We start from the raw sequence: 16,849 nt of genomic DNA on the forward strand, positions 1-16,849 counted from the left end.
ATCCCTCGATTCGTTGGCCGGATGTCCAGCATAGCGGCTTGCAGGAAGATGGCAAAGTGGTATGGGCCTGTTGAGGGTGGATTGTGATAGAATCATCGCCTCAATATTTTGCATCAGCAAGCATCCATCTCACGTTTCAGACCGACACACTAGCGAAGACGCACAACGCATGACGCTTCTTGCCTTGGGAATTAATCATCGTACCGCCACGGTTGCCGTGCGCGAGCAGGTCGCTTTCACGCCGGCGCAGCTTGAACGTGCGCTGGAGGAATTGCGTAGTCTGCCACAAATCAGTGAGGCGGCGGTGTTATCGACGTGTAATCGCACCGAGCTCTACTGTGTGACAGACGCTGCTGGCGAGCAAACCGTACTTAAATGGCTAGGACGCTTTCACAACCTGCATGTCGATGAACTGGCGCGCTGCGCCTATCATTATCTGGATGGTGATGCAGCGCGTCATTTGATGCGCGTGGCCGTGGGGCTGGATTCCATGGTGCTGGGTGAACCGCAGATTCTGGGCCAACTCAAGGATGCCTACCAGCAGGCGCGTGATGCGCGTGGGCTGGGGGGCGAACTTGAGCGCCTGTTTCAACACACCTTTGCCGTCGCCAAACAGGTGCGCACCGAAACCGGGATCGGTAAGAACCCGGTTTCAGTGGCCTATGCGGCGGTGAGCATGGCCAGCCGCATTTTTGATGACTTCAGCCGTTCACGGGCGCTGCTCATTGGTGCGGGCGAAACCATTGAACTGGTGGCCCGCCACCTGAGTGAAGCCGGGGTGCGCCAGCTGACCGTCGCCAACCGCACCCGCGAACGGGCTGAGGGGATTTCGGCTGCGCTTGGAGGCAATGCCATCACGCTGTCGGAAATTCCCGATGCGCTGGAACATGCTGACATTGTGATTTCCTCTACCGCCGCGCCCTTGCCGATTGTGGGTAAGGGCATGATGGAGCGCGCCCTTAAGAAGCGTCGTCACCGGCCGGTGTTCATGGTGGATATTGCCGTACCACGGGATATCGAGCCGGAAGTTGGCGAACTCGCGGATGTATTTCTGTACACCGTGGACGATCTGGAAGAAGTGATTGAGGAAAATCGTCGCCATCGTCAGGTGGCGGCAGATCAGGCCGAATCGCTGATCGAACACGGTGTCAGCAGCTGGCAGCATGAACGCCGGGTGCGCCTTGGTGGCCACCTGATACGTGAATATCGCCAGCACGGTGAATCACTGCGTGACATGACACGGGATCAGGCGCTGGAGCGCCTGGCCCGCGGTGAAGACCCTGCCGCAGTGGTCGAGCGTCTGGCCCATCAGCTGGCCAATCGCCTGATGCACCAGCCGACCCAGTCGATCCGTGATGCTGCCTCTGTCGAGGAGCATGCACTGCTGGCCGCTGCACCGCGTTTATTGCTGCCGGCCAAAGCCGCTTTTGAAACCCCACCTGCCGCCAAGCGCCGCCAGAAGGATAATTCACCCGCATGAAAGAGTCGCTGCGCCAACGTCTGGATAGTTTTGTAGAACGTTTTGAAGAGCTGTCGCTGCTGTTATCAGAGCCTGATGTGATTCACGATCAGCAGCGCTTCCGCGATTATTCGCGTGAGTATTCTGAGCTGGAAGCCCTGGTGTCCCATTGGCAGCGCTACCGTGATATCGAAGGTGATATCGATGCTGCCGAACAGCTGATGCGCGACAGCGACGCTGACATGCGTGAGCTGGCGGAAATGGAGCTGTATGAAGGGCGTGACAAGCTGGAGGCGCTTGAAATTGAGCTCAAGCGTCTACTGGTGCCCAAAGACCCGGACGATGGCCGCGGCGTGTTTCTGGAAATTCGCGCAGGCACAGGGGGCGATGAAGCCGCACTGTTTGCGGGCGATCTGTTTCGGATGTACTCCCGCTATGCTGAAAAACGCGGCTGGAAGGTTGAGGTTATCAGCGCCAGTCACGGTGAAATGGGCGGCTACAAGGAAATCATTTCGCGTATCAAGGGGGATAGCGTCTACGCTAACCTGAAGTTTGAATCCGGCGCACACCGAGTTCAACGCGTGCCTGCAACGGAATCCCAGGGGCGTATTCACACGTCTGCCTGCACCGTGGCGGTCATGCCTGAAGTAGATGATGTCGGCGATATCAATATCAATTCAGCCGATTTGCGTGTGGATACCTTCCGCTCCAGCGGGGCAGGTGGGCAGCACGTCAACACCACGGATTCTGCCATTCGTATTACCCACCTGCCCACCGGCGTTGTGGTGGAGTGTCAGGAAGAGCGCAGCCAGCACAAAAACCGCGCCAAGGCCATGTCGCTGCTGGCAGCGCGGCTCAAGCAGAGCGCCGAGGACGCCCAGCGTCAGTCCCAGGCCGATGAGCGCCGTTCACTGGTTGGCTCCGGTGATCGCAGTGAACGTATCCGTACCTATAACTATCCTCAGGGGCGGATTACCGACCACCGTATTAACCTGACGCTTTACAAGTTGAATGAAGTCATCAGCGGTGAGCAGCTCGACGATGTGATTGACCCCTTGATTCATGAATACCAGGCTGAACAGCTCTCGGCCCTACAGGGCGGCGAATGACCCTGGATGCGCTGCTGATTGAGGCAAGCCTGCGCCTGAGCGCCGCAGGTTCGCTCACGCCCCGCCTGGATGCCGAAGTGCTATTGGCCCATTGCCTGGGGCGTGAGCGAACCTGGCTGTACACCTGGGGAGATCAGGCGTGTGATACCTGGGTTCAGGCGCGTTTTGCGGCCTTGGTCGCTGCCCGTGCACAAGGGCAGCCTATCGCTTATCTGACCGGAGAACGTGAGTTCTGGGGGCTTGCGCTGGCAACTTCCCGCCAGACATTGATTCCCCGCCCGGATACCGAGACCCTGGTAGAGGCTGCCTTGCAGCGCGCGCCTCATGGGTCAGGCGCGCTGCTTGATATGGGCACTGGCACCGGCGCCATTGCGCTGGCCTTTGCCAGTGAGCGCCCCGGCTGGCAGGTGGTGGGCGTAGATATCCGCCGTGAGGCGGTTGAACTGGCCGAAGGCAATGCCCGACGGCTGGGTATCGCCAACGCCACCTTTGTGTACAGCCACTGGTTTACTGCACTGGCCAGCACCGCAGCACCTGCCCGCTTTGATCTGATTGTGGCTAACCCTCCCTATATTGCCGAAAACGACCCTCATCTTGAGCAGGGCGATGTGCGTTTTGAGCCGCGCTCAGCGCTGGTGGCGGCGGATCAGGGCATGGCCGACCTTCACCATCTGATCAAATCTGCACAAGGGTTTCTGCACCCGGAAGGCTGTCTGCTGCTGGAGCATGGCTATACCCAGGCAGCTGCCGTGCGTCAGGCATTCATAAGTGCCGGTTATGAAAACGTTGAAAGCCTGTGTGACCTGGCAGGCCAGGAACGGGTTACGCTTGGCTGCTTTATGACATCGCCGTGATGCCTTTATTGGATCTTGCCATGAAATCAAAAAACAGAACGCTGGACCGTATTGATCTCAAAATTTTGCGCTGCCTACAGGAAAACGCGCGCATTTCCTATGTTGACCTGGCCGCTGAAGTTGGCCTTTCCACCACGCCCTGCCTGGAACGGGTCAAGCGCCTTGAGCGCTCGGGGATTATTCGTGGCTATCAGGCCCTGCTCGACCCTCAGGCGCTGAAGGCCAATCTTCTGGTGTTTGTTGAAATCAGCCTGGAAACCCAGTCACCGGCAGTGTTTGACGAGTTTCGGCGCGCCGTTGAGCAGTTGCCGCAAATTCAGGAGTGCCATCTGGTGTCCGGCCAGTTTGACTACATCCTGAAATGCCGGATTCCGGAAATGTCGGCTTATCGTCAGCTGCTGGGCGATGTGGTGCTAACCCTGCCGGGCGTGAAGGAATCCAAGAGCTATGTGGTGATGGAGGAAGTTAAAGAAAGCTTCAGCCTGCATATACCCGAGCTTGAGGAGCTTGATGATAAGCATTAAAGCCCTGTGGAGAGGAGTTCGCCAGGATGATGGATGACCAGGCCTTATTACGTTACAGCCGCCAGATCATGCTGCCGGAAGTGGAGATCGACGGTCAGCAGCGGCTGAATGACGCCCATGCGCTGATTATCGGCGCCGGTGGCCTGGGCTCGCCCGTGGCGCTTTACCTCGCCGCGGCTGGAGTCGGCAGGTTGACGATTGTCGATGCAGATGTGGTTGAGCTTTCCAACCTGCAGCGCCAGATTGCCCATCAACAGGCGGATCTGGGGCGCAACAAGGCGGCTTCAGCGGCGCAAAGTGCCCAGGCGGTCAACCCCGGCTGCCAGATCGTGGCGCTGGAAGAACATGCTGACAGGCAGCGGTTGGCGGCGCTGGCCGCCTCAGCCGATGTGGTGCTGGACTGCACCGACCGCTTTTCCAGCCGCTACGCAATCAATACCGCCTGCCTGGCCGCCGGTGTGCCGCTTGTTTCCGGGGCGGCCATCCGTTTTTCCGGCCAGCTGGCGGTGTTTGACCCACGCTTGCCCGATAGCCCTTGTTACGCCTGTCTTTATCCGGACGACGGCAGCGGCGACGAAGCACTTTCCTGTGCCGAAAGCGGCGTGATGGCGCCTTTGGTCGGGCTGATCGGCTGCTTTCAGGCGGTGGAGGCGTTCAAGTTGTTGAGTGGCGCGGGCCGTGCTCACCAGGGCCTGGCCACCTTTGATGGCTTGAGTGGCCAATGGCGCCATTTTCAGGTGCCGCGCGATCCGGCCTGCCCGGCGTGTGGCAATAGCTGAGTATTTCCGCCTGGCGAATACTTTCAAACACGAGAATTTTTGGCCCTAAACTTGCGATAGGGGTAAGAGCATCGCAGAATCTGGCGGTCATCACGGAACACAAGAGACACAAGAGGAGATGTCTTGATGGGTAAGCTACACAAACTTTCCGCAGCCGTTGTGGCCGCCACCTTGGCCACAGCGGCAGCCACCGCCCAGGCCAATGAAGTACGGGTATACAACTGGTCAGACTACATTGCCCCGGAAACATTGGATAAATTTACCGAGCAGACCGGTATCGACGTTGTCTACGACGTGTTTGACAGCAACGAAGTGCTGGATGCTGCCCTGCTGTCAGGGCGCTCAGGCTATGACGTCGTTGTTCCCTCTACCTATTTCCTGACCCGCCAGATCAAGGCAGGCGTCTATCAGGAACTGGATCACGACAAACTCCCCAATCTGGATAATCTTGATAGCCAGCTATTGCAGAACCTTGATGTGGTCGATGAAGGCAGCCGTTACTCGGTGCCGTACATGTGGGGCACCAACGGGATTGGCTATAACCGGGACCGAGTGACCGAGATTCTTGGCGACGATGCGCCGCTGGATAGCTGGGCGCTGTTGTTCGATGCCGATATTACCACCCAGCTGGCCGAGGCGGGCTGCGGGCTGTCAATGCTGGATTCCGGCTCTGAAATGCTGACACCGGCGCTTGCCTACCTGGGTCTTGACCCGCACAGCAATGACATGGACGACCTGCAGGCAGCAGGAGATCTGATTGCTTCCGTGCGTGACAACATGACCTACTTCCATTCTTCGCGCTATGTATCTGACCTGGCAAACGGCAATATCTGCGTGGCTGCTGGTTATTCCGGTGATGTCTTCCAGGCGGCGGATCGCGCCGAAGAAGCCGGTCGTGATTTTACCATTGCCTACTCCATCCCCAAGGAAGGCGCCGAGCTCTGGTTCGACATGATGGCGGTGCCGGCGGATGCGCCTAATCCTGACAATGCCCACGCCTTTATCAACTTTATTCTCGAACCCGAGATTGCCGCTGAAATTACCGAGTATGTCCGCTACGCCAACCCCAATGCGGCAGCGGATGAATTCCTGCCGGAAGACATTCTCAACGACCGTGCGATTTACCCCAGCGACGAGGTGATGGAAAACCTGTATGTCATTGCTGAAAAACCGCAGGACGTTCAGCGCGCGCGTACGCGTATCTGGAACCGGGTGAAATCCGGGCGCTAAGCTGTCGTGTACTTTGGATTTGGATAACTCTGATTCTGATGTCTCTGATATTGATCGCGGCGGGCTGAAAAGCCCGCTTTCAGTTTGAGTGCCATGCAGGCTTGACCTGGATGGCACGATTGGGGGAGTAGGCATGGCCACAACACCCTTGCCGGACGCAAGTGCGGGGTTAACGAACACGTCTCCAGCTGCCCAGCGTGCGCCGGGCAAAGCACCGCGCTTTCGTGAAGATATCGTCCTTAAGGTCAACCGGCTCAGCAAGCGTTTTGATGATGCCGTGGCGGTGGACGATGTCAATCTGCAGGTCAAGCGCGGGGAGATCTTTGCCTTGCTGGGGGGCTCCGGGTCGGGAAAATCGACCCTGCTGCGCATGCTGGCCGGGTTTGAAGCACCCAGTGAAGGGCGCATCGTGCTGGATGGCACAGACATTACCCAGATGCCGCCGCACAAGCGCCCGATCAACATGATGTTCCAGTCCTATGCACTATTCCCGCATCTCAGCGTTGCCCAGAATATTGCCTTCGGTCTGAAGCAGGATCGCTTGCCCAAACAGGAAGTGGATGAACGCGTAGCGCACATGCTCAAGCTGGTCCATATGCAGCGCCTGGCCAAGCGCAAACCTCATCAGCTTTCTGGCGGTCAGCGCCAACGGGTGGCACTGGCGCGTTCGTTGGCCAAGCGCCCCAAGCTATTGTTGCTGGATGAACCCATGGGGGCGCTGGATAAAAAGCTGCGTACTGAAATGCAGCTGGAAGTGGTGGAAATCATCGAGCAGGTCGGGGTGACCTGCATCATGGTCACCCACGACCAGGAAGAAGCCATGACCATGGCGGATCGCGTGGCGATTATGAGCGATGGCTGGATAGAGCAGGTGGGATCGCCGGTGGATATCTACGAAAGCCCGGCAAGCCGTATGGTTGCTGAGTTTGTCGGTACGGTAAATATGTTCGAAGGTGAGATTGCCATGGATGCGGCTGACCATTGCCGGATTGATTCACCGGTGCTTGAGCGGCCCGTGTTTATCGATCATGGGATTACCACCCAGGCAGACAACCTGCGGGTGTGGGCAGCGCTGCGACCGGAAAAGATCTGGCTGACCCGCGATAAGCCCGAAGGTGACTACAACTGGGAGCAGGGCGTGGTAGAAGACATTGCCTACCTGGGTGGTTTTTCGCTGTATTACATCCGCACTCATCTGGGCCAGCTGATCAAGGTCAGCATGGCCAATACCAAGCGTCGCGGTGACCGTCCTACCTGGGAAGACGCTGTCTACGTCTATTGGGAAGATCACAGCCCGATTGTGTTGAACCGCTAGGGAGGGGCAATCAGCATGCAGCCAATCAAAGTCTGGCTCAAGCGGTTAAAACTGGGGCGTCGTGCGGTCATTGCGCTGCCGCTTGTGTGGCTGACGCTGTTTTTTCTGATGCCCTTCGCGCTGGTGTTGAAAATCAGCCTGTCTGAAGCGGCGATCAGTATTCCACCCTATGGCCCGCTGGTCGAATATGCCGATCAGACGCTGCAGGTTTTTCTCAATCTGGGCAATTATCTTTTTCTGCTCAGTGACTCACTTTATATCGCTGCCTACTGGGGCTCGATCAAGACAGCCTTTGTGGCCACCCTGGTGTGTCTGCTGCTGGGTTACCCCATGGCCTATGCCATGGCACGTGCTTCCGCGCGCTGGCAGTTGATCTTGCTGCTGCTGGTCATGCTGCCGTCCTGGACGTCTTTTCTGATCCGGGTGTATGCCTGGATGGGGATTTTGAGTAACTCAGGCCTGATCAATAACACCCTGCTGTGGTTAGGCGTGATTGAAACCCCGCTGCAAATGATGAATACCCAGCTGGCGGTGATTATCGGCATCGTTTATGCCTATCTGCCGTTTATGGTGCTGCCGCTCTATGCCCACCTTGCCCGGCTGGACAATGCGTTACTGGAAGCCGCTTCAGATCTGGGGTCGCGTAAATTCAACACCTTCATCAAGATTACGCTGCCGCTTTCAACCGGCGGCATTATTGCCGGTTCCATGCTGGTATTCATTCCTGCGGTAGGAGAATTTGTGATTCCTGAGCTTTTGGGCGGGCCGGATACGCTGATGATCGGCAAGGTACTGTGGGAAGAGTTCTTCCTCAACCGTGATTGGCCCGTCGCCTCCGCCCTGGCGATGGTGATGCTGTTGCTGCTGTTGATTCCGATTGTCATGTTTCATCGCTACCAGTCGCGGGAGTTGGAAAAATGAGGCTGCTCTTTAAACGCCCGGACTTTACGACCGTCATGCTGGTGCTTGGCTTGCTCTTTCTGTACCTGCCCATGGGGGTGCTGGTGGTGTATTCATTCAATGAATCCCAGCTGGTGACCGTCTGGGCCGGGTTCTCGCCCAAGTGGTATGGCGAGCTGTTTGCTGACAGGCAGATTCTCTCGGCAGTGTGGACAAGCCTGCGGATTGCCTTCCTGGCGGCCAGCATGGCGGTGTGTCTGGGAACGGTCGCAGCCTTTGTAATGACGCGCTTTGGCAAGTTTCGCGGCAAAACAGCGCTTTCCAGTATGGTCACGGCGCCTCTGGTGATGCCGGAAGTGATTACCGGGCTTTCGCTGTTGCTGCTGTTTGTGCAGATGGCCCAGCTAATTGGTTGGCCGACGGATCGCGGGATGGCCACCATCTGGATCGCTCACACTACCTTCTGTAGCGCCTATGTGGCGGTCGTCGTCGCGGCCCGTCTGCGTGAAATCGACCGTTCGATTGAAGAGGCGGCGATGGATCTGGGTTCGCCGCCGCTGAAAACCTTCTTTACCGTTACCCTGCCGGTCATTTCACCTGCCCTGGCGGCAGGCTGGCTGCTGGCGTTTACCCTGTCGCTGGATGACTTGGTGATTGCAAGCTTCGTGTCCGGCCCGGGTGCCAATACGCTGCCCATGGTGGTGTTTTCATCGGTACGCATGGGGGTATCCCCGAAAATCAACGCCCTGGCCACGCTGATTATTCTGGTGGTGTCGGTGGCGACCCTGATTGCCTGGTGGTTGATGCATCGCAAGGAGAAAAAACGTCGTCTGGCGCTGCAGGAAGCTGAAAGCCAGTAATTCCGTGCGATTAAAGCACGTCGTCATCGCGCCCGTAGCGTATCTGTTCAAGTTCGCCGGAAACCGGGGATACGGTCACCTCCAGCTGGATGGGGGCGCAGCATCGCTGGCAATCTTCCCAGGTGGTGTGGCTACCTTGAGAGGCATCAATCAAAAGCGTCATGGGGGTGGCGCAGTAAGGGCAGTCAATCTCATACGAGATTAGCGCATCATCGTACATAAGAGCTCCTTGAAATTGTTGTTGAGTGAAAAAATTGGAGCAGCTGGAATAAAGTCGAGTAGAAGTATAGTCAACGATGATGGCGGGGGCGCATCCTGGCGCCGAATCGGTTACGATGACTTACTAACATCATTTAACACAGTGAGGATAACATGTCTTTTCGTATCTTTTTGGCCACAGCGGCTTTGACACTTCCTTTGGCGGCCCAGGCGGAATCTCCTAATGTGACGCCGGGTGAATGGGAGTTTGTCAGCGTGACTGAGGTGACCGCAGACGTCGATATTCCCAATCAGACCAATACTGAGCGCCAATGCATCAGCCAGGAAGAACTTGATAGCGCTGATTTTGGGTTTATTGAAGAAGAGCAAGGTTGCGAGCTGCTTGATCAGACCATGAACGCCGACGGTTTATCCTACAGTATGATTTGCCGCGCTGATGGTGGAGAAGCCACTATCGAGGGTGAAATGCGCTTTATGGGCGAACAGATCGAGGGCGACGTGGATATCGTGACCGAATCGCCCATGGGCGCCATGACCATGAATACGCGCATCGAAGGTGAGCGCCTCGGCGATTGCTAGTCTGATTGAACCTTGTTACGACCCTCTGAAAACACCGCCCCACTGAAAAGTGAGGCGGTGTTTTGCTTATGGCATGTTAATGGTTCCCTTCCTGGGAGCTGGCCAGTTCGCGTTCCAGCTGATGGCTTATGGCCTTGGGTGAACTGGTGCGGCGTGCCAGCAGGTCATAGGCAACCGGCACCACAAAGAGAGTAAATAGTGTCGCCGCGCCAACCCCCGCCATAATAACAGTACCGATCACCAGGCGGGATTCAGCCCCTGGGCCGGTAGAAATAATCAGCGGTATGGCGCCCGCCATGGTGGTGATGGCGGTCATCAGTATCGGCCGCAGGCGCGTGGTGGAAGCGTCAATCAGCGCGTCTCTGAATTCAAAGCCCTGGTCGCGCAACTGATTGGTGAATTCCACAATCAGGATGCCGTTCTTGGCCGCAAGACCTATCAGCATGACCAACCCCACCTGGCTATAGATGTTCAGCGACTGCCCGGTGAGGTATAGGGCAAACAGCGCCCCGCTAATCGCCAGTGGAACTGTCAGCATGATCACGAAAGGGTGGACGAAGCTTTCAAACTGCCCGGCGAGTACCAGGAAGACCACCAGTACGCCCAGGGCAAGCAGGAAGGTTGTCGCGCCACTGGCTTCCTGATAATCCCGGGAAGCCCCTTTGACATCTGTCTGAGCCTCGGCAGGAAGTACCTCGCTGACGGCATTATTAAGGTATTCCAGCGCTTCACCCAGTGGGTAGCCATCCACCAGATCAGCTTCTATGGTGACGGCACGCAAGCGGTTAAAGCGGTTGAGGTTACTGGGGCCGGCAAAGTCGGTCAGGGTGACCAGGCTAGCAAGCGGAATCAGCTCGCCGGAACGCGCCGAGCGTACCCGGATATTTTCCAGCGAGCGGGGGCTTGGATTGGCACCGCTTTCAGCTTCAAGAATCACATCATATTCCTGGCCGTCATCCACATAGCGGGTAACGCTGCGCCCGCCGAGCAGGGTTTCCAGGGTGCGGCCAATTTCAGTGATAGTGACGCCCAGCGCGGCAGCTCGGGTATAGTCGATATCTACCCTGAGCTGAGGCTGATTTTCCTCGAAATCGCTGTCAATCCTGGTCAGCTTTGGGTTGTCGCTTTCGATATGCTCAATCAGGGTGTCGCGCCACTCGGCAAGCTGCTCATAGGTACCCCCGCCGAGTACAAACTGCACTGGCTTTTCCGTTCTGCCGCCAAAGCCCTGTCGCATTACCGGGAAAGCTCTGATGCCGGGTAAGTCACTTAGCAACTCACGGACCTCCTGCATGATGGGCCAGGCGCTACGCCGCTCATCCCAATCGGCGAGGTTGACGATGACGAAACCGCCATTGAAGTTTTCAATATTGCCCCAGCCGCGGGGTGCCCGCACCAGCACCCGCTCGACCTCGCCATCGTCCAACATGGGTAGCATGCGCGCTTCGATTTCATCCATGTAATCGAGCATATAGGAATAGGTCGCGCCAGGTGGACCATTAACGATGACAAAAAAGTTACCACGATCCTCCTGAGGGGTATATTCATTGGGCAACTGCTCGTTGAGCCAGAGCATGGCGCCCACCAGCGCAAAAAAAGCCACAACCACCAGCCAGCGCAGAGTTAATACGCCTGTCAACATACGCCGATAGATGCGGCGTACTGCATCCAGAGTTGCGTGAATGGCTCTGGCAATAGGACCTTCGTGCATATCGGCGCTGAGGATTTTCGACGCCATCATCGGCGTCAGGGTCAGTGCCAGCACGCTGGATAGCGCCACGGCGGCGGCCAGGGTGAGGGCGAATTCCGAGAACAGGCGGCCAATGTCCCCCTGCAGGAAGCTTAAAGGTACAAAGACGGCTATCAGTACCAGAGTCGTCGCCACCACCGCAAAGGCAATCTGGCGTGAACCACGAAAGGCGGCAACCAGAGGGGTTTCACCGTATTCCTGCATGCGTCGATGGATATTTTCCAGTACTACAATGGCGTCATCGACAATCAGGCCGATGGCCAGCACCAGGGCGAGCAGGGTCAGCAGGTTGATGGTGAAACCCATGACTGCCAGAGCAGCAAAGGTGCCAATCAAGGCAATGGGAACCGTGATCGCCGGTATAAAGGTGGTGCGAATGTTACCCAGAAAGGCAAAGATCACGATCACTACCAAACCCATGGAGATCAGGAGGGTGATCATCACCTCCTTGATGGCACCGGATACAAACACCGATGCATCAAAGTTCAGGCTGAGTGACATGTCATCCGGCAAGGTGGCCTGAAGGCGTTCCATTTCAGCCTGAGCACCCTGGGAAATTTCCAGCACATTGGCGGTTGACTGCTTCATCAGACCAAGCCCGACCAGCGGCGTGCCGTTACCGCGAAAGATGGTTCTTTCCTCTACCGAGCCAATTTCCACCCGCGCCACATCATCCAGGCGAATCAGGTAGCCGCTGTCGCTTTCTGCCAGCACCAGGGAGCGAAAGTCTTCCGGCGTGCTGAAGTTACGTGGCAGGCGGACAATAAACTGGCGCTCCTGAGATTCCACTGCACCGCCGGGTAGTTCTACGTTTTCCTCCCGCAGAACCTGTTCCACATCGCCCACGGTGAGCTCGCGAGCCGACAGGGCATCGGCATCCAGCCAGACCCGCATGGCATATTCTCGCCCTCCACCCACACGTACCTGAGATACCCCGGGGAGAACTGACAGGCTGTCCACCAGATAGCGGTCGGCGTAATCGGTCAGCTCCGCCATGCTGTAGTTCTCACCTGAGAGGCTCATCCACAGCACCACATCAGAGCTTGAATCAGCTTTCTGAACTTCCGGTGGGTCGGCTTCTTCAGGGAGGTTATCCAGTGAGCCGGAAATCCGGTCGCGGATATCATTGGCAGCGGCATCGATATCCATATCAAGGCTAAATTCAACGTTAATGCTTGAGCGGCCATCCTCGCTGCTTGAGGAGATGACCTCAATGCCTTCCACTCCGGAAATACGGTCTTCCAGCAGTTGGGTGATGCGCGTCTCGACAATACTGGCCGAAGCGCCCGGGTAGCGGGTATCAATGCCCACCACCGGCGGATCAATGGACGGGTATTCCTGCAGCGGCAGGCGCTCCAGGGCAAGCAGGCCGAAGGCGACAATCAGTGCCGCCAGTACGGTGGCCAGTACCGGCCGCTGGACAGAAAGGTCAGAAATAACCATTAGCGCGACTCCTCACGGCGCAGCAGTTCAGCAATGCTGGTACTGTCATCCATGATGCCCAGAAGCTCAGGCTGCTGACCTTCACGAACCCGCTCTGTGCCGTGGGCGACGACCAGATCACCGCCGTCCAGCCCGCTGATGATCTCGACTTCGCCTTCGCGTCGCGAGCCGATCTCGACTTCCTGCCAGCTGACCCGGTTGCTATCGTCTTCATCCAGCTGCCATACAAAGTGATTCTGACCTTCCGGGACAATGGCAGATTCAGGAATCACCAGGGCTTCCCGGGCAGTCGGGGCCAGGGTGACCTGCATCAGCATGCCGGGGCGTAAATGTAGTGAAGGATTATCCACTTCCGCGCGCACCGTTACGCTGCGCGAGACCGGATCAACCCGGGTGCCGATGGTGGCCACTTCACCTTTAAATTCGTCATCAGGGTAAGCGGCGCTGGTGGCGGTGAGCGACAAACCGGCTTCCAACTGGCCAAGGTAGACCTCAGGCAGGTTGAAATCGAGCTGCATGATATCCAGCTTATCCAGGGTGACCAGTGACATGCCGGGCGTGACCAGGGCACCCAGGCTGATGTCCCTGAAGCCGACGCGCCCGTCAAAGGGGGCAGTCAGCCGGTAGTTGGTCAAGCGCGCTTCCAGGGCATCCGCTTCAGCGGACGCCTGACGCAGGCGTGCCTGATTGTCTTCCACATCGGCACGGGCAGACAGGTTACGCTCCTGCAGCTGAGTGACGCGGTTCAGCGCGTTGCGTCGCTCATCCTCTAGAGCTCTGGCCGCTCTGAGCTGGGCCTGTTCTTCATTATCGTTCAGCTGGATAAGCAGCTGACCGGCTTCTACCAGCTCGCCATCGCTGAAATTGATCTGTGTAATGGTATCGGTCACTGTTGCTGACAGGGTAATGCTTTCATCGGCTTCCAGGGTGCCGAGCGCCTTGATCGGGTCTGACCAGTCAGTTACGGCGACCCTGGCGGCAATAACCGGCGGCGGTGGCTGCTGTGCCCAAGTGGCCTGGATACTCATGAGTGCCAGGGCAAGCAGGGAAATAAATAGTGCCTTGGTTCGCAATGCCAATAAAAGTAATCGACTGATAGATCGCTGTCTGGGTTGAAATGGAAAACACGTCATAATCGTCATGGTACCCTGGGTAATAAAGTTAAATATTGATAATAAAGCGCTTTCGTTGTGCTTGATTGATCACTTGAGGTGATGTGCACATCAAAAAAATATATTGTACATAAGTTATACCATTTATGGATTGATGTACATTTTAGCCGCCTTATCGACTTTCCCTATCTATGCATCAGGTCAGGGTGTCTTGCGGCTATTGAGCAGTCTGACGCTGGTGAGATTCCAAGCCAACTGGTAGGCTAGCCGCCAAATATCTGTCAGCCGTTGAGCTGGCTATCGAATCTGCTTTTTACCCCTTAACCAATGGGAAGGCTGACCATGGGCCATGTTGCCATGACCTACGATGTTGTCGTTATCGGTGCCGGTGCGGCAGGTTTGATGTGCGCTGCTCAGGCTGGTTATGCCGGTCGGCGTGTGGCACTGCTGGATCATGCCAATAAAGCGGGCAAAAAAATCCTCATGTCTGGTGGCGGGCGCTGCAACTTTACCAACCTGGCCACCACACCACAGCATTTCTATTCGCAAAATCCTTATTTCAGCATTTCCGCTTTGAAGCGCTATCGACCGGAACATTTTGTCGAACTGGTGGAACGCCATGGCGTTGACTACGTTGAAAAAGCACCAGGGCAGCTGTTTTGTGCCTCCTCTGCCAAGGACATCGTTCAGCTGCTGTTAACCGAAGCGCAATGGGCGGGCGTGGATATCCAGCTTAAAACCCAGATACATCGCTTGGAGCGTCAAGGGGAGGGCATCTGCCTGGATACCTCAATGGGGCGTATCCAGGCCGGTGTAGTCGTAATCGCCACTGGAGGTTTGTCGATTCCGACCATGGGCGCGACGGGTTTTGGCTATGAGATTGCTCGTCAGTTCGGCCTGGAAGTGCTTCCCACCCGACCGGCGCTGGTACCCTTTACTTTGGGTGAACCCTGGAAAACCCGTTGTGCAGCACTTTCTGGTGTCAGCCTGGAAGTGGCCGTGGAATGCGGCGGCGGTTATTTCAAGGAGCCGATGCTGTTTACTCATCGCGGCATTTCGGGGCCTGCCATGCTGCAGATTTCGTCGCTCTGGCAGTCCGGCGAAGCGCTGCGCATTAACCTGCTGCCTGATGAGGATGTCGCCACCAGCCTGCGCTCAGCCCGTGAGCAGACGCCCAAACGCAAATTGCAGACCTGGCTAGGGGAGCGTTTTCCCAAGCGTGTGGCCCAAGCGTTAACTGAATGGTATGGCAATGATGCTAACGAAACGCCGCTGGCCCAGTACAGCAATGCCCAGCTGGATGAGTGGGCACAACGGCTTAACGATTGGCAGCTCAAGCCTACCGCGACCGAAGGTTGGCGAACCGCTGAGGTGACGTTGGGAGGTGTATCCACCGAGCATATTTCATCACGGGATTTCAGCGTCAAAGAGTTGCCGCAGTTGCGCTTTATTGGTGAAGTGCTGGATGTCACCGGGGAACTGGGGGGATACAACTTCCAGTGGGCCTGGGCGAGTGGCGTTGCCTGTGGGCAGGCGTGTTAGGCAAAAGGCTACAGGCAAGGGGGCATAGGCAAGTTGCTTGTGCTTGAAAGATGATTGGAAGCAAGGCGGTCAGCGTGTCAGCTGGCGCACTCTTTTGGCAACGGCATAGCCCGAGACGGCTTTTTTACCCAACTGCATCAGGCGGCCGGGTTTGCGCGTCAGCTTCCAGGCAACAAAGCCGCCGAGCAGGTAGAGCGGCTTTTTGAAACGAATCAGCTGTTGCCAAGTAGCATCAATGGGCGCAGCAGCTCTATTAAGGCGCAAGCTATCTACCATAATGTCGATACGCTGCTGTTCAAGGGTCTGCAGCAGGGCCTGCTTGCGTTCGCGCCGTGACGGCTGCTTATTCGGCGTCTTTTCAGCGCTTGTGTTCGGCGTTGGCATCCTGTTCAAGCTCCAGCAGGGCACGGTCGGTGGCGAATTGTTTCAAGGTTTCCTTGAACAGCGTATGCCGCCTTGCTTTGCGAATGGCGATCAGGGCAAGGAGCAGGCTTGTTGCAATCAGCATACCTGCGCTAATGGCAATGGCCGCAATCCGGTAGCTATCCCAGAAAATAATTACCACCAGTGCGGTAAGCGTTGCAATGCCCAGTAGCAAAAGCACCAGGCTTGCCCCTACCAGTAGCATCAGGCCGAGCAAGCGCGCACGTTCTTCTTCGAGTTCCAGTACCGCCAGACGCAAACGCGTCTCGCCATTGGCGAGAAGCGTTTTTAACAGGCGTCTGGCGGCATCCAGGGTACGTTGGGCTGGCCCTGAAGACATTTATTTACGTCCGAGCATCAGACCTACCAACAAACCGGCTGCAGCGCCGATGCCAATACTGGCCCAGGGGTTTTCACGCACATAGCGGTCGCAGCTGTCGGCTTGATCTGTCAGTACGTCGCGGGTGCCGGTATAGAGTTGCTCGCCACGTGCTTCAAGGCGCGCCCGGGTATCTTTCAGGCTACGTTCGGCGCGGCTGCGCAGGTCACGCATTTCCGAGCTGGCATCTTCAGAGGTGGCATTAACCAGCTCTTCAACGGTGTCAGTAAGATGGCGCAGGTCAGCTTTAAGTTGCTCTGTCTGATCAGCGTACTTGGACGAATGCTGGCTCATAACAATGTTCCTATAGGTTGGTGAAGGTAGCTTTACCTGATGACTTCAGGATAGCACCTTCAATCATTGTGACAACCC

At 56.8% G+C, this 16,849-nt stretch carries 17 protein-coding genes; 11 read left to right on the forward strand and 6 right to left on the reverse strand.

The features are described from left to right. The first annotated feature begins 169 nt into the window (after positions 1–169). The 9 genes from hemA (at position 170) to OR573_05690 (ending at position 9,030) form a co-directional block, all read left to right on the forward strand. Positions 170–1,480, forward strand: coding sequence for a glutamyl-tRNA reductase (hemA, locus tag OR573_05650; protein ID XGA81126.1), 1,311 nt, complete (start codon positions 170–172; stop codon positions 1,478–1,480). Continuing rightward, complete coding sequence (prfA, locus tag OR573_05655) at positions 1,477–2,568, forward strand: peptide chain release factor 1 (GenBank protein XGA81127.1); 1,092 nt, start codon at positions 1,477–1,479, stop codon at positions 2,566–2,568. The genes hemA and prfA overlap by 4 nt, the downstream gene beginning before the upstream one ends. Beyond that, entirely contained in the window at positions 2,565–3,422 is an 858-nt protein-coding gene (gene prmC, locus OR573_05660) for a peptide chain release factor N(5)-glutamine methyltransferase (protein XGA81128.1), read from the forward strand. Before prfA ends, prmC begins: the two co-directional genes overlap by 4 nt. A gap of 20 nt (positions 3,423–3,442) precedes the next feature. Continuing rightward, the gene (locus OR573_05665) at positions 3,443–3,946 is read left to right on the forward strand and encodes an Lrp/AsnC ligand binding domain-containing protein (protein ID XGA81129.1); all 504 of its coding nucleotides are present in this window, start codon (positions 3,443–3,445) and stop codon (positions 3,944–3,946) included. Positions 3,947–3,972: 26 nt separating this feature from the next. Next, a complete protein-coding gene (gene moeB, locus OR573_05670; GenBank protein ID XGA81130.1) occupies positions 3,973–4,725 on the forward strand; it encodes a molybdopterin-synthase adenylyltransferase MoeB in 753 nt (250 codons plus the stop codon). A gap of 126 nt (positions 4,726–4,851) precedes the next feature. After that, the gene (locus OR573_05675; protein ID XGA81131.1) at positions 4,852–5,955 is read left to right on the forward strand and encodes a polyamine ABC transporter substrate-binding protein; all 1,104 of its coding nucleotides are present in this window, start codon (positions 4,852–4,854) and stop codon (positions 5,953–5,955) included. A gap of 133 nt (positions 5,956–6,088) precedes the next feature. Further along, complete coding sequence (gene potA, locus OR573_05680) at positions 6,089–7,270, forward strand: polyamine ABC transporter ATP-binding protein (protein XGA81132.1); 1,182 nt, start codon at positions 6,089–6,091, stop codon at positions 7,268–7,270. 15 nt (positions 7,271–7,285) lie between these two features. Next, on the forward strand, positions 7,286–8,191 hold the full coding sequence (locus OR573_05685) for an ABC transporter permease subunit (protein XGA81133.1): 906 nt from the start codon (positions 7,286–7,288) through the stop codon (positions 8,189–8,191). Continuing rightward, a complete protein-coding gene (locus OR573_05690) occupies positions 8,188–9,030 on the forward strand; it encodes an ABC transporter permease subunit (protein XGA81134.1) in 843 nt (280 codons plus the stop codon). Before OR573_05685 ends, OR573_05690 begins: the two co-directional genes overlap by 4 nt. 10 nt (positions 9,031–9,040) lie before the next feature. Here the strand turns inward: OR573_05690 and OR573_05695 are convergent, their stop codons facing one another. Further along, on the reverse strand, positions 9,041–9,250 hold the full coding sequence (locus OR573_05695) for a CPXCG motif-containing cysteine-rich protein (protein ID XGA81135.1): 210 nt from the start codon (positions 9,248–9,250) through the stop codon (positions 9,041–9,043). 152 nt (positions 9,251–9,402) lie between these two features. On the opposite strand from OR573_05695, the gene OR573_05700 reads away from it, so the two are divergent. Then, complete coding sequence (locus tag OR573_05700; GenBank protein ID XGA81136.1) at positions 9,403–9,828, forward strand: DUF3617 family protein; 426 nt, start codon at positions 9,403–9,405, stop codon at positions 9,826–9,828. 76 nt (positions 9,829–9,904) lie between these two features. Here OR573_05700 and OR573_05705 read toward each other — a convergent pair whose 3' ends face one another. Next, the gene (locus OR573_05705) at positions 9,905–13,021 is read right to left on the reverse strand and encodes an efflux RND transporter permease subunit (GenBank protein XGA81137.1); all 3,117 of its coding nucleotides are present in this window, start codon (positions 13,019–13,021) and stop codon (positions 9,905–9,907) included. Further along, the gene (locus OR573_05710) at positions 13,021–14,049 is read right to left on the reverse strand and encodes an efflux RND transporter periplasmic adaptor subunit (protein XGA81675.1); all 1,029 of its coding nucleotides are present in this window, start codon (positions 14,047–14,049) and stop codon (positions 13,021–13,023) included. The genes OR573_05705 and OR573_05710 overlap by 1 nt, the downstream gene beginning before the upstream one ends. 441 nt (positions 14,050–14,490) lie before the next feature. Here OR573_05710 and OR573_05715 point away from each other — a divergent pair, with 441 nt between their 5' ends. Beyond that, a complete protein-coding gene (locus tag OR573_05715; GenBank protein ID XGA81676.1) occupies positions 14,491–15,675 on the forward strand; it encodes an NAD(P)/FAD-dependent oxidoreductase in 1,185 nt (394 codons plus the stop codon). A gap of 69 nt (positions 15,676–15,744) precedes the next feature. On the opposite strand, the gene OR573_05720 is transcribed toward OR573_05715, so the two are convergent. The 3 genes from OR573_05720 to OR573_05730 are packed head-to-tail and all read right to left on the reverse strand — an operon-like array spanning position 15,745 to position 16,771. Then, positions 15,745–16,059: a YqjK family protein gene (locus OR573_05720; protein ID XGA81138.1), complete on the reverse strand. Its 315-nt coding sequence runs from the start codon at positions 16,057–16,059 to the stop codon at positions 15,745–15,747. Then, the gene (locus OR573_05725; protein ID XGA81139.1) at positions 16,034–16,438 is read right to left on the reverse strand and encodes a phage holin family protein; all 405 of its coding nucleotides are present in this window, start codon (positions 16,436–16,438) and stop codon (positions 16,034–16,036) included. The genes OR573_05720 and OR573_05725 overlap by 26 nt, the downstream gene beginning before the upstream one ends. After that, on the reverse strand, positions 16,439–16,771 hold the full coding sequence (locus tag OR573_05730) for a DUF883 family protein (protein ID XGA81140.1): 333 nt from the start codon (positions 16,769–16,771) through the stop codon (positions 16,439–16,441). Between the last annotated feature and the right edge of the window lie 78 nt (positions 16,772–16,849).

The sequence above is a fragment of the Halomonas sp. CH40 genome, from assembly GCA_041875495.1.
In the GTDB taxonomy this organism is placed as follows: Bacteria; Pseudomonadota; Gammaproteobacteria; order Pseudomonadales; family Halomonadaceae; genus Vreelandella.